We start from the raw sequence: 16,486 nt of genomic DNA, 5'->3' as shown, positions 1-16,486 counted from the left end.
GCGATTGCGCGGGCCCACCGCCGGGAGGCCGCAACCGGAGCTTCCGCCCCACACCCGACACCGGGTACCACGACGGCCGCCCACCGACGTGGTGGTCACGGGGGCCAGTGCACCTGGGGCCGGCGCCACCGCGACGGCGCGGAGAAGGGGTGAACGCGACGACGGCGCCCACCGGGGTTGAACCCCGGTGGGCGCCGTCGTGTCGGTCCCGGTGGTCAGGAGCGCTGGTCGCCGCTGCCGATCTTCTCCCGCTCGGGCAGCGGCTCGACCGGGGGGTGCCCCGGCGACACCGGCGCCTCGGCCGGCTTCTCGATCGGGTAGAAGAAGCCCCGGATCGCCGGGCCGAGGGCCCCGAGCCGGTTCATCTTCTTGGGCACCACCCAGCCGGCGTACTCCAGCTCCTCGTGGCCGCTGCTGAGCGGCTGGTGCACCTCGACGAAGCGACCGTCCGGCAGCCGCCGGATGATGCCCGTCTCCACGCCGTGGGCCAGCACCTCGCGGTCGTGCTGCTGGAGGCCCAGGCAGATGCGGTGGGTGATGTAGTAGGCCAGCGGCGGCAGGATCAGCAGGCCGATCCGGCCGGCCCAGGTCATCGCGTTCAGGCTGATGTGGAACTTGTCCGCGATGACGTCGTTGGCGCCGGAGAGGGTCAGCACGATGTAGAAGGTCAGGGCCATCGCGCCGACGCCGGTCCGGGACGGGTTGTCCCGGGGCCGCTGGAGCAGGTTGTGGCTGCGGTAGTCCTTGGTCTTCCGCGCCTCGAGGAACGGGTACATCACGGCGAGTCCGACCAGGATGCCGGGGAGCACCACGGTGGGCCAGAACAACGGTGGGATGACGTACCCGTCGCCGATCGGGATGTGTATCTCCCAGGCCGGCATGAGTCGGGTCGAGCCGTCGAGGAACATGACGTACCAGTCGGGCTGGCTGGCCGCCGAGACCACCCACGCCTCGTACGGCCCGAAGTACCAGATCGGGTTGATCTGGAAGAGGCCACCCATCAGCGCGATCACGCCGAAGATGACCATGAAGAAGCCACCCTGCTTGATGATGTAGCGGGGGAACATCCGCTCGCCCACCACGTTGTTGTTGGTCCGGCCGGGGCCGGGCCACTGGGTGTGCTTCTGGGTGAACACCAGCCCGACGTGCACGCTGATCAGTGCCACCAGCAGGGCCGGGATGAGCAGCACGTGGGCGATGAAGAACCGGCTGATGATGATCGTGCCGGGGAACTCACCGTCGAAGATCGCCGAGGTGACCCAGGTGCCGATCACCGGAATGGAGAGCATGATCGCCGAGGCGATCCGCAGACCGGTGCCGGAGAGGCCGTCGTCCGGCAGCGAGTAACCGGTGAAACCGGCCAGGAAGCCGACCCAGAAGAGCAGCGAACCGATGATCCAGTTGGTCTCGCGCGGCTTCCGGAATGCGCCGGTGAAGAAAATGCGCATCATGTGCACGACGATGGCGGCCATGAACAGCAGGGCCGACCAGTGGTGCATCTGCCGCATGATCAGACCACCGCGAACGTCGAACGAGATGTTCAGGCTGGAGGCGTACGCGGCCGACATCGGGGTGCCCCGCAGCGGCGCGTAGCTGCCGTTGTAGATGACCTCGGTCATCGCCGGCTCGTAGAAGAACGTCAGGAAGACGCCGGTGATCAGCAGGATGATGAACGAGAAGAGGGCGATCTCGCCGAGCAGGAACGACCAGTGGTCGGGGAAGACCTTGTTCAGCAGTTTCCGGAGCGGGGTCGCCCCGTTGAACCGCTCATCCAACCCCCGTGCCGTCCTGCCCGGCATGGCGGCGACATCAAGCTTGCGACGCTTCATGGACGCTCCCAGAAGTCCGGGCCGACGACCTCAGTGTAATCGGATCTCGCGACGAAGAAGCCCTCGGAATCGACCTCGATCGGCAACTGCGGCAGTCGCCGGCTCGCCGGGCCGAAAACCGGCTTCGCATTGTCGGTGATCAAGAACTGCGACTGGTGGCACGGGCACAGCAACCGGTTGGTCTGCTGCTCGTAGAGGCTGGCGGGGCAGCCCGCGTGCGTGCAGATCTTGGAGAAGGCGACGTAGTTGCCCCACATGTAGCCGCCGTGGCCGACCCGCTCGTTGGCCTCACGGGAGCGCTGCGCGTCGTCCTCCCGCAGGTGGATCAGCAGGGTCGGCGAGTCCGCGTGCCGGTTGCTGACGCCGTGGTCGATGCCGGGGAAGACGGTGATCTGACCACCGGCGCTGATGTCCGCCGGGCGGATCGGCCGGCCGTCCTCGCGGATCAGCCGGACCGGCTGGCCGTCGACCGGGGCGAACCCGGTCGTGGCGAGCTGGTTGTTCTTGTGCGGGTCGGAGATCAGCCCACCGACCAGGGGGGCGGCGGCGACCGCGGTCACCGGGACGAGCCCGGCCAGCAGCGAGATGCCGAGCAGCGGACGACGCCGTACGCCCAGCTCGTCGGCCATGTACAGCATGGTCTCGCCGGCGATGCGACCGGACTCCGCGTCGTACTGGCCCTCGTGCCGGTCCTGGATCGACACCTCCTTGGGCAGCAGCTTCTTGCCCCAGATGAGGATGCCGAACCCGACGGCGAGCAGGGAGACGCCGAGGGTCAGCCCGAGCAGCGGGGTGTAGAACTTGTCCCCGCCGCGCCCCGGCGCGTACTCCCAGGGCCACCAGATGTAGATGATCAGGAAGGCCGTCGACGCCGCGCCGGTCAGCAGGAAGAGCCCTGCGACCAGGCGGGTCAGCCGGCGCTCGGCCTTGCTGCCGTGGACGACCTGCGGCTCGTAGTGGACGATCTCGATGTCGTCCCGCCGGGCGCCCTCCTCGACGATGTCGAACCGGCTCAGCCGGGGGTCGTTCACGTCGAAAGGCTCGCGCGGTGCCGGGCTGTCGATCTTCGCGCTCACGCCGTCACCTCCCTACGGGCGGCGCCGGCGCCCGGCACCACAGCACTGCCACCAACAATCCACTCGGTCACGACTTACCCGCAATCCACAGCGTGGTGAAGACGAGCGCCACGATGCCCACGAAGAAGACGGCCAACCCCTCGGTGGACGGCCCGTACCGACCGAGGTTGAAGCCGCCCGGGTCCTGGTCGGCCTTCAGCGTCTGCTGGATGTAGGCGATGATGTCCGCCTTCTCCTCCGGCGAGAGCTGGTTGTCACCGAAGACCGGCATGTTCTGCGGGCCGCTCAGCATCGCGGCGTAGATCTGCCGGTCGCTGGCCGGCGCCAGGCTCGGCGCGTACTTGCCCGACGAGAGCGCGCCGCCACCACCGGCGAAGGCGTGGCACTGGGAGCAGTTGATCCGGAACAGCTCGCCGCCGACGGCGAGGTCGGCGCCCCGCTGGAGGTCACCCTCGGGGACGATCGGACCGCCACCGAGCTCCTGGACGTACTGGGCGAGCTGGCGGGTCTGCTCGTCGGTGAAGACCGGGGGCTTGCGGGCCGCCTGGGCCTCCTGCCGGGCCATCGGCATCCGGCCGCTGCTGACCTGGAACTCGACCGAGGCGGCACCGACCCCGACCAGGCTCGGCCCGCGCCCCTCGACGCCCTGCGCGTTGCGGCCGTGACAGGTCACACAGCTCACGTCGAACAGCGCCTTGCCCTCGGCCGCGGCGCCGGTGAGCGGCGGGTTTTCCTGCGCCTGCACGCCGGGGGCGAAGAGGGTGTACGCGCCGCCGGCCAGCGCCAGGGCGGCGATCATCCGGACCGCGGCGCCCAGCCGGCGACGGCCCCTGCTGGGCGGTGCGGACCGCTCGCGGCGAAACCGCCCGAGCAGACCGCGTCGGCGGTCGTTGTCAGAAGTCATGACCTGTGTCCTTAACCGGGGGGACCTTGTCTCAGGAAGGGAGCGGCGGCGCGGTCGGCGGCGACGCCAAGATCACTGGAGCCAGTAGATCATGCCGTAGAGCCCGATCCACACCACGTCGACGAAGTGCCAGTAGTACGACACGACGATCGCGGAGGTGGCCTGGGCCGGGGTGAACCGGCCCATGGTGGTGCGGACCATGAAGATGAGGAAGGCGACGAGACCACCGGCGACGTGCAGGCCGTGGAAGCCGGTGGTCAGGTAGAAGACCGACCCGTACCCGTCTCCGTTGATCTTGACGCCGTGACCGACCAGGGTCACGTACTCGTTGACCTGGCCGATGATGAAGATCAGGCCCATCACGAAGGTGATCGTGAACCAGCGCCGCAGGGCGTGCACGTCGCCCTTCTCGGCGGCGAACACACCGAGCTGGCAGGTGATCGAGGACGCGACCAGGATCACCGTGAAGATGGTCGCGTAGCGCACGTCGAGCACCTGGGTGTGCTCCGCCCACTGCTCCGGTGCCGCCGCGCGGATGGAGAAGTACATCGCGAAGAGCGCCGCGAAGAACATGAGTTCGCTGGAGAGCCAGACGATCGTCCCCACGCTGACCATGTTGGGTCGGGTCAGGGAGTGGATCCGGCTCTTGTCAATGGCTGGGGCCGCAGTCACGCGGTCATTATTGCCCGTGACATGGACCGGCGATCAGCGGGGTCGCGATCCGACGCCTTTCGTGGCCCCCCGGACCAGGTCCGCTTCGCCTGGCCTAGCCTGAAAAGCGTGCTGCACGTCGATCCGATCTTCAGCGCCCTCCGCGCGGCGGTGGGCACGGCCCCCGCCCCGCCGGTGGCGGGGCTCGCCGCCCCCGCCGAACCGGGGCCCCCGCCGTTCAGCGTCACCGCCGTGTTCACCGAGACCCGGCTGGACAGTTGGCTGGCGCTCGGGCTGGTCCTCGCCGCCGGGCTCTACCTCTACGGCGTGTACCGGCTGCGGATGCGCGGCGACCGGTGGCCGGTGGCCCGGACGATCTTCTTCCTCGGGCCGGGGCTGGGCGGGATCGCCTCGGTCACCGTCAGCGGGCTGCACGCCTACGACACCACGCTGCTGTCGGTGCACATGGTCCAGCACATGGTGCTCTCCATGGTCGCGCCGATCTTCCTGGCCCTCGGCGCGCCGATCACGCTGGCCCTGCGCACCCTGCCGGTCCGGCCGCGCAAGCGCCTGCTGGCCGTGCTGCACAGCCGGGTCGCCAAGATCTACAGCTACCCGCTGGTGGCGTTCGCCATCTTCGTGGTGAACCCGTTCGTGCTCTACTTCACCGACCTGTACCGCTACACGCTGGAGCACGCCTGGGCGCACGAGGTGGTGCACGCGCACTTCATCATGACCGGCTGCGTGTTCTTCTGGCCGCTGCTCGGCCTCGACCCGCTGCCGACCCGCTGGCCGTACCCCGGCCGGGCGCTGCTGATGCTGCTGTCGGTGCCGTTCCACACCGTGCTCGGGCTCACCATCATGCAGAGCAGCACACTCTTCGGCGGCGACTGGTACCCGTCGCTCAACCTCGGTTGGGCGGACCCCTGGGAGGACCAGGTGGTGGCCGGCGGCATCCTCTGGGCCGGTGGCGAGTTCGTCAGTGTGACGATGCTCGCCGTGCTGGTCGTCCAGTGGGTGCGCCAGTCCGAACGGGAGGCCCGCCGGATCGACCGCGAACTCGATCGCCAGGAGGCCCGGGAACGGGCCGCGCAGTCCGTCGGGTGACCGGCGGCCGGCGGTCCGCCCCGGGCGGGACGTCGCCCCGGACACACCGACCGGTACGATCGGCGGGCAGCTACGACGTGGGAGCCAGCCAGCGATGAGCGATCGTCATTACACCGTCCTGCTCTACAGCGACGACCCGCGGGTCCGCGACCAGATGCGGCTCGCCGTCGGCACCCGGCCCGCGCCCGGCCTCACGGTCGAGTTCGTCGACGCCGCCAGCTACGACGAGTGCATCCGGCTGTTCGACGACTACGAGATCCACCTGCTGCTGCTCGACGGCGAGGCGACCCCGGCCGGCGGCATCGGCATCGCCCGCCAGATCAAGGACGACCGGGACGACACGCCCCCCGTCTGCCTGGTGATCGCCCGCTCGGCGGACCGCTGGCTCGCCGCGTACGCCCAGGTCGAGGCCACGCTGGTGCACCCGCTCGACCCGGTGACCACCGGCGCGACGGTCGCCGAGCTGCTCCGCGCCCACGCCCCGGCCTGAGCGCGCCGGCCGGCGCGGCCCGTCGCCGCGCGGCCCCGTACCCCACCACACCCCGCACCCCACGCCCGCTCGGGAGGCCCACCATGGGCGAACGGACCTGGCCGCACCTGATCGCCACGCTGCTGCGGGCGGAGGAACTCGCCACCGCCGACACCGAATGGGCGATGGGCGAGATCATGTCCGGTGCGGCCACCCCGGCCCAGATCGCCGGCTTCGCCACCGCGCTGCGGGCCAAGGGCGAGACCTCGGCCGAGCTGGCCGGCCTGGTGGAGGCGATGCTGACCCGCGCGGTCCCGGTCGAGCTGCCCGAGGAGATCCGGGCCACCGCGCTCGACGTGGTCGGCACCGGCGGTGACCTCGCCCACACGGTGAACATCTCCACGATGACCGCGCTGGTGGTGGCCGGCGCCGGGGTACGCGTGGTCAAGCACGGCAACCGGGCCGCCTCGTCCTCCTGCGGCACCGCCGACCTGCTGGAGTTCCTCGGCGTCCCGCTCGACCTCGACCCCGCTCAGGTGGCCCACTGCGTGGTCGAGGCCGGCATCGGCTTCTGCTTCGCCCCCCGGTTCCACCCGGGCTTCCGGCACGCCGGCCCGGTCCGACGCGAGTTGGGCGTGCCGACCGCGTTCAACTTCCTCGGCCCGCTGGCCAACCCGGCCCGGCCCCGGTCCGGCGCGATCGGCTGCTTCGACCTGCGGATGGCGCCGGTGATGGCCGGCGTCTTCGCCGCCCGGGGCGACTCGGCGGTGGTGATGCGCGGCGAGGACGGCCTGGACGAGTTCACCACCGCCGCGCCGACCCGGGTCTGGGTGGCCCAGAACGGCACCGTCAGAGCGGCCCTGCTCGACGCGGTCGACCTCGGGGTCCCCCGGTCCACCCCCGGCGACCTGCGTGGCGGTGACGCCGCGTACAACGCGGACGTGGCCCGGCGGCTGCTGGCCGGCGAGCCGGGCCCGGTCCGCGACGCCGTACTGGTGAACGCGGCGGTGGCGGTGGCCACCCAGGGGCCGTTGGACGGCGACCTGACCGAGGCGCTGCGCGCCGGGATGGTCCGGGCCGCCGAGTCCATCGACTCCGGCTCCGCCGCGCGCACCCTGGACCGCTGGATCGAGACCGCCCGCTCCGCCTGACCCACCCCGAGCCGGACCCACCCGGACCCGGACCCGGCCCGCTACCGCCCACCGGCCGACGGCCGGGCGGCTGCCACCCGGTCGGCTCCGGCCGCCCGCCGCCCGCCGGTCGACGGCCGGCGGTCCCGGGCCGAGCCGGGCGACTGTCTTACCTGCGTGCGAAACTACACGGGAGTAGTTCCCGCGCCGCCGTGTCGGAGCCGGGCCGTCCACCAGGCCGTTCGCGGGTCACCCGCTGAGCCCCGACGCCCACCCGGCCCCGACGCGCAGGCGCGGTCCGGCCGGTGGGCCGGCGGAGCGAGGAGGCGGAGCACCGTGCCGGACCAGGAGTTCCACTGCGACACCTGCGGGAGCGTCCAGCGTTTCGAGGTGCCGCCGTGCCGCGACGGCCACGGCGCCGACTGCCCCGAACGGGCCTGCACCCGCTGCGGCGCGGCGCTGCTCCTCGGCGCCCCGCCCGGTCCCGCGCCCCGGCCCGCCGCCCGGCGGCACCGGCCCACCGGCTCCCCGGTCGGCAGCCGGCCCCGCGCCACCACCCGACGCGGTTCCCCCCGCCACGCCGCCTGACCGGCGGTCCCCCCGCTGCCGGCCGTCCGCGCGGCCCGCAGCCGGCGCACCGCCGCACCGGCGAGGGCGTCACCGCCGACACGTCGAAGCCCGCGCCCCCGGATCGGGGCGCGGGCTTCGACGTGGACGACGCAGCGGGGCCGGTCAGTGCTCGGCGGTCCGCCGGGTGCCGCTGTAGTACTCGAAGAGCAGGCCGGAGACGGCGAAGATGACCAGGACCAGCCCCATCCCGAGCAGCCAGAGCTGCCAGAACACCAGCCCGAGACCGGCGATCGAGGCGGCCAGGGCCAGGCCGAACGGCCAGTAGCTACCCGGGCTGAAGAAGCCGACCTCGCCCGCGCCGTCGGCGATCTCCGCGTCCGGACGGTCCTCCGGGCGCAGCTCGATGCGGCGGGAGACGAACCAGAAGAAGCCGCCGCACATCGCGCAGAGCAGGAAGGAGAGCGTCAGGGCGGTGGTGCCGATCCACTCGATGTGCCCGGTGTCCCCGGCCGTCCACGCGCCGTAGAGCACGGCGGTGCCGGCCAGGAAGACAGCGATGATCAGGAAGATCCGCCACTCGGTCTTCATGGGCGTACCCCTCAGCTTCCCGCGCCGGCCGGAGCGTTGTCCGGGTTGAAGTTGCTCGCCGTCCGGCGCGTGTCGAACGGCTTCGTGGTCGTGGCGAGGGGCTCCTCACCGATGGACTGGAGGGCCTCCTGCGTCGACCGACCGTCCTGCTTGGCGGCGAGGAACTGCTCGTACCGCTCGGGCGAGACGACGCGCAGCTCGAAGTTCATGAAGGCGTGGTAGCTGCCGCACAGCTCGGCGCAGCGCCCGACGTACGCGCCCTCCTGGAGCAGCTCCGAGACCTCGAACGAGTTACGGATCTTGCCGGGGAAGACGTCCCGCTTGAACAGCAGCTCCGGCACCCAGAACGAGTGGATGACGTCGCGGCTGGTCTCCTCGAACCGGATCGACCGCTCGGTCGGCAGCACGAGCACCGGGATGACCTCGCTGGTGCCGAGCACCGACGCCACGGTGTTGGCGTCCTCGCCCTGGCCGTCGCGGTAGTTGAACTGCCAGTTCCACTTGAAGGCGACGACCTCGACGGTGACGTCGGGGTTGGCCGACTCCTTGTTCACGTCGGTCTGCACGATCGCCGTGTAGTAGAAGAGCACCGAGACGACGAGGATCGGCGCGATGGTGTAGAGGAACTCCATCGGCAGGTTGTAACGGGTCTGCACCGGCAGCTCGTTGCCCCGCTTCCGGTAGCGCACCACGCACCAGAAGATCAGGCCCCAGACGAAGACACCGACGGCGAGCGCCGCGATGCAGGAGGCGATCCAGAGGTCGTACATCCGGCGGGACTCCGGCGTGATGCCGCCCTGCGGCCAGCCGAAGCCGCCGAAGGCCGCCCCGACGTCGCAGCCGGTGAGCGTGACCAGCAGCGCCACCGCTCCGAGGCCGAGCCCGGCGACCCGACCAGCACCACGCCGCCGGCGCCGACCGGCTCCCGGAGAAGCGTTGTGCCGTACGGCCGAGGGCCGTACCTCCGAACTCCTTGCGACCACCTGGTCCTGCCTCCCTAGCGCGCCGCGGTGTGGGATTCCCCCAGGACACCGGCGGCAAAGGCGTCACCGACGGTCGCAGATTACTCGACCTAGAGGGACTCCACGGCCTTGGGGGTCGTCGTCCGCCCCGTCGGGGGATCTTGTGGCGCCTCCGCGCGGTAGCGTTGCCTTCCGTGAGCGCTCCCCCGGTCTACCTGGACGCGGCCACCGCCGCGCCGCTGCATCCGGTCGCCCGACAGGCGTTGCTGGCCGCGCTCGACGACGGCTGGGCCGACCCGGCCAAGCTCTACGCCCGGGCCCGCCGGGCCCGGCAACTCCTCGACGCCGCCCGGGAGGCCACCGCGCAGACCCTCGGCGTCCGGCCCGACGAACTCTCCTTCACCCCCGGCGGTACCGCCGCCGCGCACTCCGCCGTCCTCGGCGGCCTGGCCGGGCGACGCCGGGCCGGGGACACGCTGGTGCACTCGGCGATCGAGCACTCGGCGGTGCTGCACGCCGCGCAGCGGCACGTCGCCGACGGCGGCACGGCGGTGTCGGTGCCGGTGGACCGGCTCGGCCGGCTGGACCGCGAGGCCTGGTCGGCGGCGGTGGCCGCGCCCGGGGTGGCGGTGGCCGCGCTGATCGCCGCGAGCCACGAGGTGGGTACCGTCCAGCCGGTCGCCGAGGCGGGGGCGGCCTGCGCCGCCGCCGGGGTACCGCTGGCCGTCGACGCCGCCCAGGTGGTGGGCCGGCTGCCGGTGCCGGCGGGCTGGTCGATCCTGACCGCCAGCGCGCACAAGTGGGGCGGGCCACCCGGGGTGGGCCTGCTGGTGGTCCGCAAGGGCACCCGCTGGGAGTCGCCCTGGCCGGCCGACGAGCGGGAGGCCGGGCGTACCCCGGGGGTGGTGAACCTGCCGGCGGTGGTGGCCGCGGCGGCGAGCCTGCGCGCGGTGGCGGCCGACGCGGCGGCGGAGGCCGCCCGGCTGGCCCCGCTGGTGGACCTGATCCGGGCCCGGGTCGCCGCCGAGGTACCCGACGTCGAGGTGGTCGGCGACCCGGCGGACCGGCTGCCCCACCTGGTCACCTTCTCCTGCCTGTACGTGGACGGGGAGGCGCTGCTGCACGCGCTGGACCGGCGGGGCTTCGCGGTCTCCTCCGGCTCCTCGTGCACCTCCTCGACGCTGCGCCCCTCGCACGTGCTGGAGGCGATGGGGGTGCTCTCGCACGGCAACGTCCGGGTCAGCCTGCACCGGGAGACCACGGCGGCGGAGGTGGACCGGTTCCTCGCCGAACTGCCCCAGGTGATCGCCGGACTGCGGGCCGAGGCGGGGGTGGTGGGGCTGTGACCATTCCCGCCGAACTCCTCGACTGCCGTGGCCAGCGCTGCCCGCTGCCGGTGATCGCGGTCGCCCGCCGGCTGCCCGAGCTGCCGGTGGGCACGGTGGTACGGGTGCTCGCCGACGACCCGGCGGCGGCGGTGGACATCCCCGCCTGGTGCCGGATGCGCGGGCAGGAGTTCGTCGGCAGGATCACCGGCCCGGACGGCCCCGGCTACGACGTCCGCCGCTCGGTGTAAGGAAGGGCACCTTATTAACGCCTACGGTAGAGAAGGGTTCCCCTCTCACCGCCGGTGGAGCGGAGAAGCAAGCGGGGCGTCGAGCCAGAGCAGGCGTGGATAGATATACGTATAGCTAACGAGCTTGCGTTGCGGAAGGAGTGACAGCATGATGACCGGGCGCCATTCGCACCGGAGGTGATCGATGGGGACCCGGACCGACCCGTCCGCACTGCGCTGGCTGATCGGGGCGGAGTTGAGCCGCTACCGCCGCGAGGTGCCGCTGACGCTGAGCGAGCTCGCCAGCCGCACCGGCATCGGCAAGCCGAAGCTCGGGCACATGGAGATGGGCCGCTACCAGCAGTTCCCCGAGGACATCGCGACGGTGCTGCGGGCCTGCGGCGCCGAGCAGATCGCCATCGACCGGCTCACCACACTGGCCCAGCGCTCCGACGCGCGAAGTTGGTGGGCGCCCTGGGCCAACGTGATGCCGGACTGGTTCAAGACCTACGTCGGGCTGGAGGGCCTGGCCGACGGCGCGTTCGTCTTCGAGTCGATGGTGATCCCGGGACTGTTGCAGACCGAGGAGTACGCGCAGGCGCTGACCCTGGGCACCGGCTTCGTCCGCCCCGACCACGCCGAGCGGTTCGTCTCCTTCCGGCAGGCACGGGCCCGCCGGCTCACCGACGACGAGCCGCTGACCCTGCACGCGGTGATCGGCGAGGCGGCGCTGCGACTGCGGGTCAACGGTGACGAGACCCGACGCGCCCAGTTGCGTCACCTCGCCGCGATGGCCGAGCGGCCGAACGTCACCGTTCAGGTGCTCCGACCCGAGGACGGATCACATTCGGCGACGCCGGTGGGCAAGTTCGTCGTGCTCGACTTCGCCCACGTGCGGCCGATCGCCTACACCGAACTGCTGGACGGGGCGATGTACGTACAGGACCCGGACGGGGTACGGACGTATAGCATGGTGGCCGACAACCTGCGCCAGGTCGCGCTCTCCCCTGCCGAGTCGCGCGCGTTGATCCGGGAGCACGCTGGCGCCTGATCCCGGAGGCTGCCGTGGACACCCCTGACCTCGCCACCGCCTACTGGTTCACCAGCAGCCGCAGCGCCAACAACGGCGACTGCGTGGAGTGCGCGTACCTGCCCGACCTCGTGGCGGTCCGTGACAGCAAGGACCGGTCGGGGCCGACCCTCACCTTCGCGCCGCCGTCGTGGGCGGCCTTCGCCGCCGCGCCCCCCACCCGCTGACCGCCCCACCCCGCGCCCGCACAAGGCCCCCGCCCGCGATCGCGCAGTTCGGGTCGGCGAAATGTCGCATGTACGGCATCTGTCGGGGCCCAAACTGCAAGATCGCGGGGACGGGACGGCGCGGGCGCGGAGGACGGCGCGGGGCGGGGCGGGAAGGGAAGGGGTCAGGGGAGCAGGTGTGGGCGGACCTCGTCGGCGGCGGTGTCGCCGTACGACTCGGCGAGGCGCTTGACGAACAGGTCCCGCCGGACCTCGTACTCCTGGGTGCCGACGGTCTCCAGGACCAGGGCGGCCAGCAGGGAGCCGACCTGGGCGGCCCGCTCCAGGCCCAGCCCCCAGGACAGGGCGGCGAAGAAGCCGGCCCGGAACCCGTCACCGACCCCGGTCGGGTCGACCGCGCGGGCCTCCCGGGCGATCGGCACGTGGATCCGCTCGACGTCCCGGCCGACGATCTCCACACCGTTCTTGCCGAGCGTGGTGACCCGGACCTTGACCAGGTCGAGCAGTTGGGCGTCGGAGAGCCCGGCCTTGCTCTGCAGCAGGGACTTCTCGTAGTCGTTGGTCATCAGGTACTCGGCGCCCTCGATCAGCCCGACCACGTCCGAGCCCTCCATCCGGGCGAGCTGCTGGGAGGGGTCCGCGACGAAGGCGTACCCGCGCTCCCGGCACTCGGCGGAGTGCCGCAGCATCGCCGCCGGGTCGTTGGCGCCCACCAGGACCAGGTCAAGCCCGTCGAGCCGCTGCGCCACCGGGGCGATCTCGATGTTGCGCGCCTCGGCCATCGCCCCGGCGTAGAACGAGGCGATCTGGCACATGTCGGTGTCGGTGGTGCAGACGAAGCGGGCGGTGTGCGCCACCTCGCTGATGTGCACCGAGTCACAGTCCACGCCGTGGCGCTCCAGCCAGGAGCGGTAGTCGGCGAAGTCCGCGCCCACCGCCCCGAGCAGCACCGGGCGCAGGCCGAGCTGGCCCATCCCGAAGGCGATGTTCGCCGCCACCCCGCCCCGGCGGACGACCAGGTCGTCCACGAGGAAGGAGAGCGACACCTTGTCCAGTTGATCCGCGATGAACTGGTCGGCGAACCGACCGGGGAAGCTCATCAGGTGGTCGGTGGCGATCGAGCCGGTAACGGCGATCTTCATGTCAACCCTCGACGGTCGGCAGCACGGCGCGGGTCAGCCTACCGGTCCGCCCGGGAAACCGGACGGCCTCGTGCGGTGCGGACCGGACTTGCCCAGGTCGCCGTGGGAACGCCCGGTGGCGGAAATGGGACGGCCCCCCGACGGCGAACGGCGGAGCCACCCCGCCCGGGGTGGCTCCGCCGTGTCGGCCGGGTGCGTCGACTCAGCTGAACGAGTCGCCGCAGGCGCAGGAGTTGCCCGCGTTGGGGTTGTCGATGGTGAAGCCCTGGGCGTCGATCCGGTCGGCGAAGTCGATGGTCGCCCCGGCCAGGTAGGGGGCGCTCATCCGGTCGACGACGACCTCGACGCCGCCGAAGTCGCTGACGACGTCACCGTCGAGCGACCGCTCGTCGAAGAAGAGCTGGTACCGCAGGCCGGAGCAGCCGCCCGGCTGCACGGCGACCCGCAGCCGCAGGTCGTCGCGGCCCTCCTGCTCGATCAGGGCCTTGACCTTCTGCGCCGCGACGTCGGTGAGGACGACGGAAACAGGGGCCTTGGCCTCGGTCGACTCGGTCTGCGCTGGCGTGGTCACGTGGAATTCTCCCTGCACGCGTAGGTGTGGTCGTCGTTCTGGCCAACGTCACCCGCCGGTCCAGTGATTCCCACTGCGGTCCGTGTTCGATTGTAGGCCCGCCCCGGGCGTCGCCACCCGGGCAGCGGGCACCCGCACGCGGGGGTGGCCCAGCTCACCGGCTCCACTGCCGGGCCAGCCGAGCGCCCAGCTCGCGCAGCCCCTCGGCGGGCCGGCCCATGGCCGCCTCGACGCCGCCGCGCTCCTCCCCGCCGAAGTGCTCCACCAGGCTGTACGCGTCGGTCACCCCGGCCGAGGCGGCCTCCCGGCGGCCGGTGCTGACCCGCCCGGCGACCACCACGCAGGGCACCCCCCGGTCCCGGGCGGCGCCGGCCACCCCGGCCACCACCTTGCCGCGCAGCGACTGGTGGTCGAAGGAGCCCTCCCCGGTGATCACCAGGTCGCACGCGTCGAGCGCGGCGTCCAGGCCGATCGCCCGGGTGACCAGCCCGATACCGGACTCGCAGCGACCACCGAGGGCGAGCACCGCCGCGCCCAGCCCGCCGGCCGCGCCGCCACCGGGCAGCGCGCCGAGCTGCGGCGGGCACCCCGGCAGGTCCTTCTCGAGGACGGCGGCGAAGCGCTCCAGGGCGGCGTCGAGCAGCAGGACGTCCTCGCGGCTCGCCCCCTTCTGCGGGCCGTACACGTTGCTGGCCCCGTGCAGCCCGAGCAGCGGGTTGTCGACGTCGGTGGCGGCCACCAGGGTCGCGCCGCGCAGCCGGGGCGTGCCGTCCAGCGCGGCCACGGCGGCCAGCGCCGCTCCCCCGTAGGGCAGGGCGAGGCCGGTCCCGTCCAGCGGGGTCGCGCCCAGCGCGGTGAGCATCCCGGCTCCGGCGTCGTTGGTGGCGGAGCCGCCCAGCCCGATCACCACCGTCCGGGCGCCGCTCTCCACGGCGGCGGTGACCAGCAGCCCCAGCCCGTACGAGGTGGTGGCCTTCGGGTCGCGTTCGGCGGGGTCGAGCAGGTGCAGCCCGCACGCCTGGGCGCTCTCCAGGTACGCGGTCGAGCCGTCGGCGGTGAGCAGGATCTCACCGGCGGCCGGGCGGCCCAGCGGGTCGACGGTCGACACCGGCAGCCGCCGCCCGCCGAGCGCCTCGGCGAGCACCGCGACGAAGCCGGGACCGCCGTCGGCCAGCGGCCGAACCACCAGGTCGTCGCCCTCGGCCACCTCCCGCCAGCCCTCGGCGACCGCGACGGCCACCTCCTGAGCCGGCAGGGTGCCGGCGAACTTGTCCGGACAGAGCAGCACGCGCATCCGAGCAGTGTGGCAGGCCACAGCGGTAGAAGTTCCGCCCCGGCCACGCTGTGGGACCATGGGGACGTGACTTCGACCTGGGTGGAACCTTCCAACACCGCGACTGCCCTGCTGCTGCTCGGCCGGGGCAGTGACCCTGCCACCGAGCGCGGCGTCGAGTGCCCGGGGGACCTGCCGGCGCCCAGCGACCCGGACCTGGTGGCCCGCGCGGCGGCGGCGAAGGCGGCGCTGGGCACGAAGGTCTTCGTGCTGGGCCACCACTACCAGCGCGACGAGGTGATCCAGTTCGCCGACGTCACCGGCGACTCGTTCAAGCTGGCCCGGGAGGCGGCGGCCCGCCCGGACGCGGAGTACATCGTTTTCTGCGGCGTGCACTTCATGGCCGAGAGCGCCGACATCCTCACCACGGACGCGCAGCGGGTGATCCTGCCCGACCTGGCCGCCGGCTGCTCGATGGCGGACATGGCGGTGCTGTCGCAGGTCGAGAAGGCCTGGGAGGTGCTGACCGACCTGGGCGTCGCCGAGCGGACCGTCCCGGTGACCTACATGAACTCCTCGGCGGACATCAAGGGCTTCGTCGGGCGCAACGGCGGGGTGGTCTGCACCTCGTCGAACGCGCGCCGGGCCCTGGACTGGGCGTACCAGCAGGGCGAGAAGGTGCTCTTCCTGCCCGACCAGCACCTGGGCCGCAACACCGCCGTGCTGGAGATGGGCCTGTCGCTGGACGACTGCGTCCTCTACGACCCGCACAAGCCGAACGGAGGGCTGACCCCGGAGCAGCTCCGCGACGCGAAGATGATCCTCTGGCGGGGGCACTGCTCGGTGCACGGCCGGTTCACCCTGGACAGCGTCAACGACGTCCGGGAGCGGGTGCCGGGGGTGAACGTGCTGGTCCACCCGGAGTGCCGGCACGAGGTGGTCACCGCCGCCGATCACGTCGGCTCGACCGAGTACATCATCAGGACCATCGAGGCCGCCCCGGCCGGTTCGGCGTGGGCGGTCGGCACCGAGCTGAACCTGGTCCGCCGGCTGGCGCTGGCCCACCCGGACAAGCAGATCATGTTCCTCGACCGGGCGGTCTGCTACTGCTCGACGATGAACCGGATCGACCTGCCGCACCTGGTCTGGGCCCTGGAGGAGCTGGTCGCCGGGCGGGTGGTGAACCAGATCACCGTGGACGCGGACACCGCGCACCACGCCCGGGTGGCGCTGGACCAGATGCTCGCCCTGCCGGGCGCGGACACCCCACCCCCGGGCGCGGCCTGATCACGTTTCGTGACAACATTGGTACGGGGACGTACCGGTTTCACCGATTCATGCCGCCGCAGGCGGTGTGACCGAGTCATTCTGGTCACCGAGGGCTATGCTGCCGGATGCGACG

18 protein-coding genes are annotated in these 16,486 nt (G+C 72.1%); 9 read left to right on the top strand and 9 right to left on the bottom strand.

Going from position 1 to position 16,486, the window contains the following annotated elements; genetic code table 11:
* Window positions 1–215 precede the first annotated feature (215 nt).
* From qcrB to ctaE, 4 genes are all read right to left on the bottom strand, one after another.
* Complete coding sequence (gene qcrB / locus ACQUFX_RS02310) at window positions 216–1,829, bottom strand: cytochrome bc1 complex cytochrome b subunit (RefSeq protein ID WP_428964397.1); 1,614 nt, start codon at window positions 1,827–1,829, stop codon at window positions 216–218.
* Window positions 1,826–2,905: a cytochrome bc1 complex Rieske iron-sulfur subunit gene (gene qcrA, locus ACQUFX_RS02305; protein ID WP_428964396.1), complete on the bottom strand. Its 1,080-nt coding sequence runs from the start codon at window positions 2,903–2,905 to the stop codon at window positions 1,826–1,828. The genes qcrB and qcrA overlap by 4 nt, the downstream gene beginning before the upstream one ends.
* Window positions 2,906–2,972: 67 nt before the next feature.
* Entirely contained in the window at window positions 2,973–3,809 is an 837-nt protein-coding gene (qcrC, locus tag ACQUFX_RS02300) for a cytochrome bc1 complex diheme cytochrome c subunit (RefSeq protein WP_067367943.1), read from the bottom strand.
* Between the two features lie 72 nt (window positions 3,810–3,881).
* Entirely contained in the window at window positions 3,882–4,481 is a 600-nt protein-coding gene (gene ctaE / locus ACQUFX_RS02295; RefSeq protein WP_067367938.1) for an aa3-type cytochrome oxidase subunit III, read from the bottom strand.
* A gap of 108 nt (window positions 4,482–4,589) precedes the next feature.
* Here ctaE and ACQUFX_RS02290 point away from each other — a divergent pair, with 108 nt between their 5' ends.
* The 4 genes from ACQUFX_RS02290 (at window position 4,590) to ACQUFX_RS02275 (ending at window position 7,754) form a co-directional block, all read left to right on the top strand.
* Window positions 4,590–5,567 carry a cytochrome c oxidase assembly protein gene (locus ACQUFX_RS02290; protein ID WP_428964395.1) on the top strand — a complete coding sequence of 326 codons (978 nt, stop codon included), beginning with the start codon at window positions 4,590–4,592 and terminating at the stop codon, window positions 5,565–5,567.
* 94 nt (window positions 5,568–5,661) lie between these two features.
* On the top strand, window positions 5,662–6,057 hold the full coding sequence (locus ACQUFX_RS02285) for a hypothetical protein (protein WP_428964394.1): 396 nt from the start codon (window positions 5,662–5,664) through the stop codon (window positions 6,055–6,057).
* A gap of 83 nt (window positions 6,058–6,140) precedes the next feature.
* The gene (trpD, locus tag ACQUFX_RS02280; RefSeq protein WP_428964393.1) at window positions 6,141–7,187 is read left to right on the top strand and encodes an anthranilate phosphoribosyltransferase; all 1,047 of its coding nucleotides are present in this window, start codon (window positions 6,141–6,143) and stop codon (window positions 7,185–7,187) included.
* A 315-nt stretch (window positions 7,188–7,502) separates the two neighbouring features.
* Window positions 7,503–7,754 (top strand): hypothetical protein, encoded by a 252-nt coding sequence (locus ACQUFX_RS02275; protein ID WP_428964392.1) that lies wholly within the window; start codon window positions 7,503–7,505, stop codon window positions 7,752–7,754.
* Between the two features lie 144 nt (window positions 7,755–7,898).
* On the opposite strand, the gene ACQUFX_RS02270 is transcribed toward ACQUFX_RS02275, so the two are convergent.
* Both ACQUFX_RS02270 and ctaC read right to left on the bottom strand, forming a co-directional pair.
* Window positions 7,899–8,324, bottom strand: coding sequence for a cytochrome c oxidase subunit 4 (locus ACQUFX_RS02270; RefSeq protein WP_428964391.1), 426 nt, complete (start codon window positions 8,322–8,324; stop codon window positions 7,899–7,901).
* An 11-nt stretch (window positions 8,325–8,335) separates the two neighbouring features.
* The gene (gene ctaC, locus ACQUFX_RS02265) at window positions 8,336–9,307 is read right to left on the bottom strand and encodes an aa3-type cytochrome oxidase subunit II (RefSeq protein ID WP_428964390.1); all 972 of its coding nucleotides are present in this window, start codon (window positions 9,305–9,307) and stop codon (window positions 8,336–8,338) included.
* Window positions 9,308–9,480: 173 nt separating this feature from the next.
* Between ctaC and ACQUFX_RS02260 the strand changes: the two genes are divergently transcribed.
* The 4 genes from ACQUFX_RS02260 (at window position 9,481) to ACQUFX_RS02245 (ending at window position 12,098) form a co-directional block, all read left to right on the top strand.
* On the top strand, window positions 9,481–10,632 hold the full coding sequence (locus tag ACQUFX_RS02260; RefSeq protein WP_428964389.1) for a cysteine desulfurase family protein: 1,152 nt from the start codon (window positions 9,481–9,483) through the stop codon (window positions 10,630–10,632).
* Window positions 10,629–10,862, top strand: coding sequence for a sulfurtransferase TusA family protein (locus ACQUFX_RS02255; RefSeq protein WP_428964388.1), 234 nt, complete (start codon window positions 10,629–10,631; stop codon window positions 10,860–10,862). Before ACQUFX_RS02260 ends, ACQUFX_RS02255 begins: the two co-directional genes overlap by 4 nt.
* Window positions 10,863–11,046: 184 nt before the next feature.
* Window positions 11,047–11,892, top strand: a complete 846-nt coding sequence (locus ACQUFX_RS02250; RefSeq protein ID WP_428964387.1) for a helix-turn-helix domain-containing protein — start codon at window positions 11,047–11,049, stop codon at window positions 11,890–11,892.
* Window positions 11,893–11,906: 14 nt separating this feature from the next.
* On the top strand, window positions 11,907–12,098 hold the full coding sequence (locus ACQUFX_RS02245; protein ID WP_428964386.1) for a DUF397 domain-containing protein: 192 nt from the start codon (window positions 11,907–11,909) through the stop codon (window positions 12,096–12,098).
* A gap of 164 nt (window positions 12,099–12,262) precedes the next feature.
* On the opposite strand, the gene ACQUFX_RS02240 is transcribed toward ACQUFX_RS02245, so the two are convergent.
* From ACQUFX_RS02240 to ACQUFX_RS02230, 3 genes are all read right to left on the bottom strand, one after another.
* Window positions 12,263–13,240, bottom strand: a complete 978-nt coding sequence (locus ACQUFX_RS02240) for a carbohydrate kinase family protein (protein ID WP_428964385.1) — start codon at window positions 13,238–13,240, stop codon at window positions 12,263–12,265.
* 202 nt (window positions 13,241–13,442) lie between these two features.
* Entirely contained in the window at window positions 13,443–13,811 is a 369-nt protein-coding gene (gene erpA / locus ACQUFX_RS02235) for an iron-sulfur cluster insertion protein ErpA (RefSeq protein WP_428964384.1), read from the bottom strand.
* Window positions 13,812–13,965: 154 nt separating this feature from the next.
* Window positions 13,966–15,105, bottom strand: coding sequence for a glycerate kinase family protein (locus ACQUFX_RS02230; protein ID WP_428964383.1), 1,140 nt, complete (start codon window positions 15,103–15,105; stop codon window positions 13,966–13,968).
* Window positions 15,106–15,171: 66 nt separating this feature from the next.
* On the opposite strand from ACQUFX_RS02230, the gene nadA reads away from it, so the two are divergent.
* Window positions 15,172–16,371 carry a quinolinate synthase NadA gene (nadA, locus tag ACQUFX_RS02225; RefSeq protein WP_428964382.1) on the top strand — a complete coding sequence of 400 codons (1,200 nt, stop codon included), beginning with the start codon at window positions 15,172–15,174 and terminating at the stop codon, window positions 16,369–16,371.
* The last annotated feature ends 115 nt before the right edge of the window (window positions 16,372–16,486 follow it).

Source organism: Micromonospora fluostatini, from assembly GCF_050410825.1.
GTDB classification, from domain to species: domain Bacteria; phylum Actinomycetota; class Actinomycetes; order Mycobacteriales; family Micromonosporaceae; genus Micromonospora; species Micromonospora rosaria.
The sequence above is the reverse complement of the archived record's forward strand: the minus strand, read 5'-3'. Positions and strand labels throughout refer to the sequence as shown.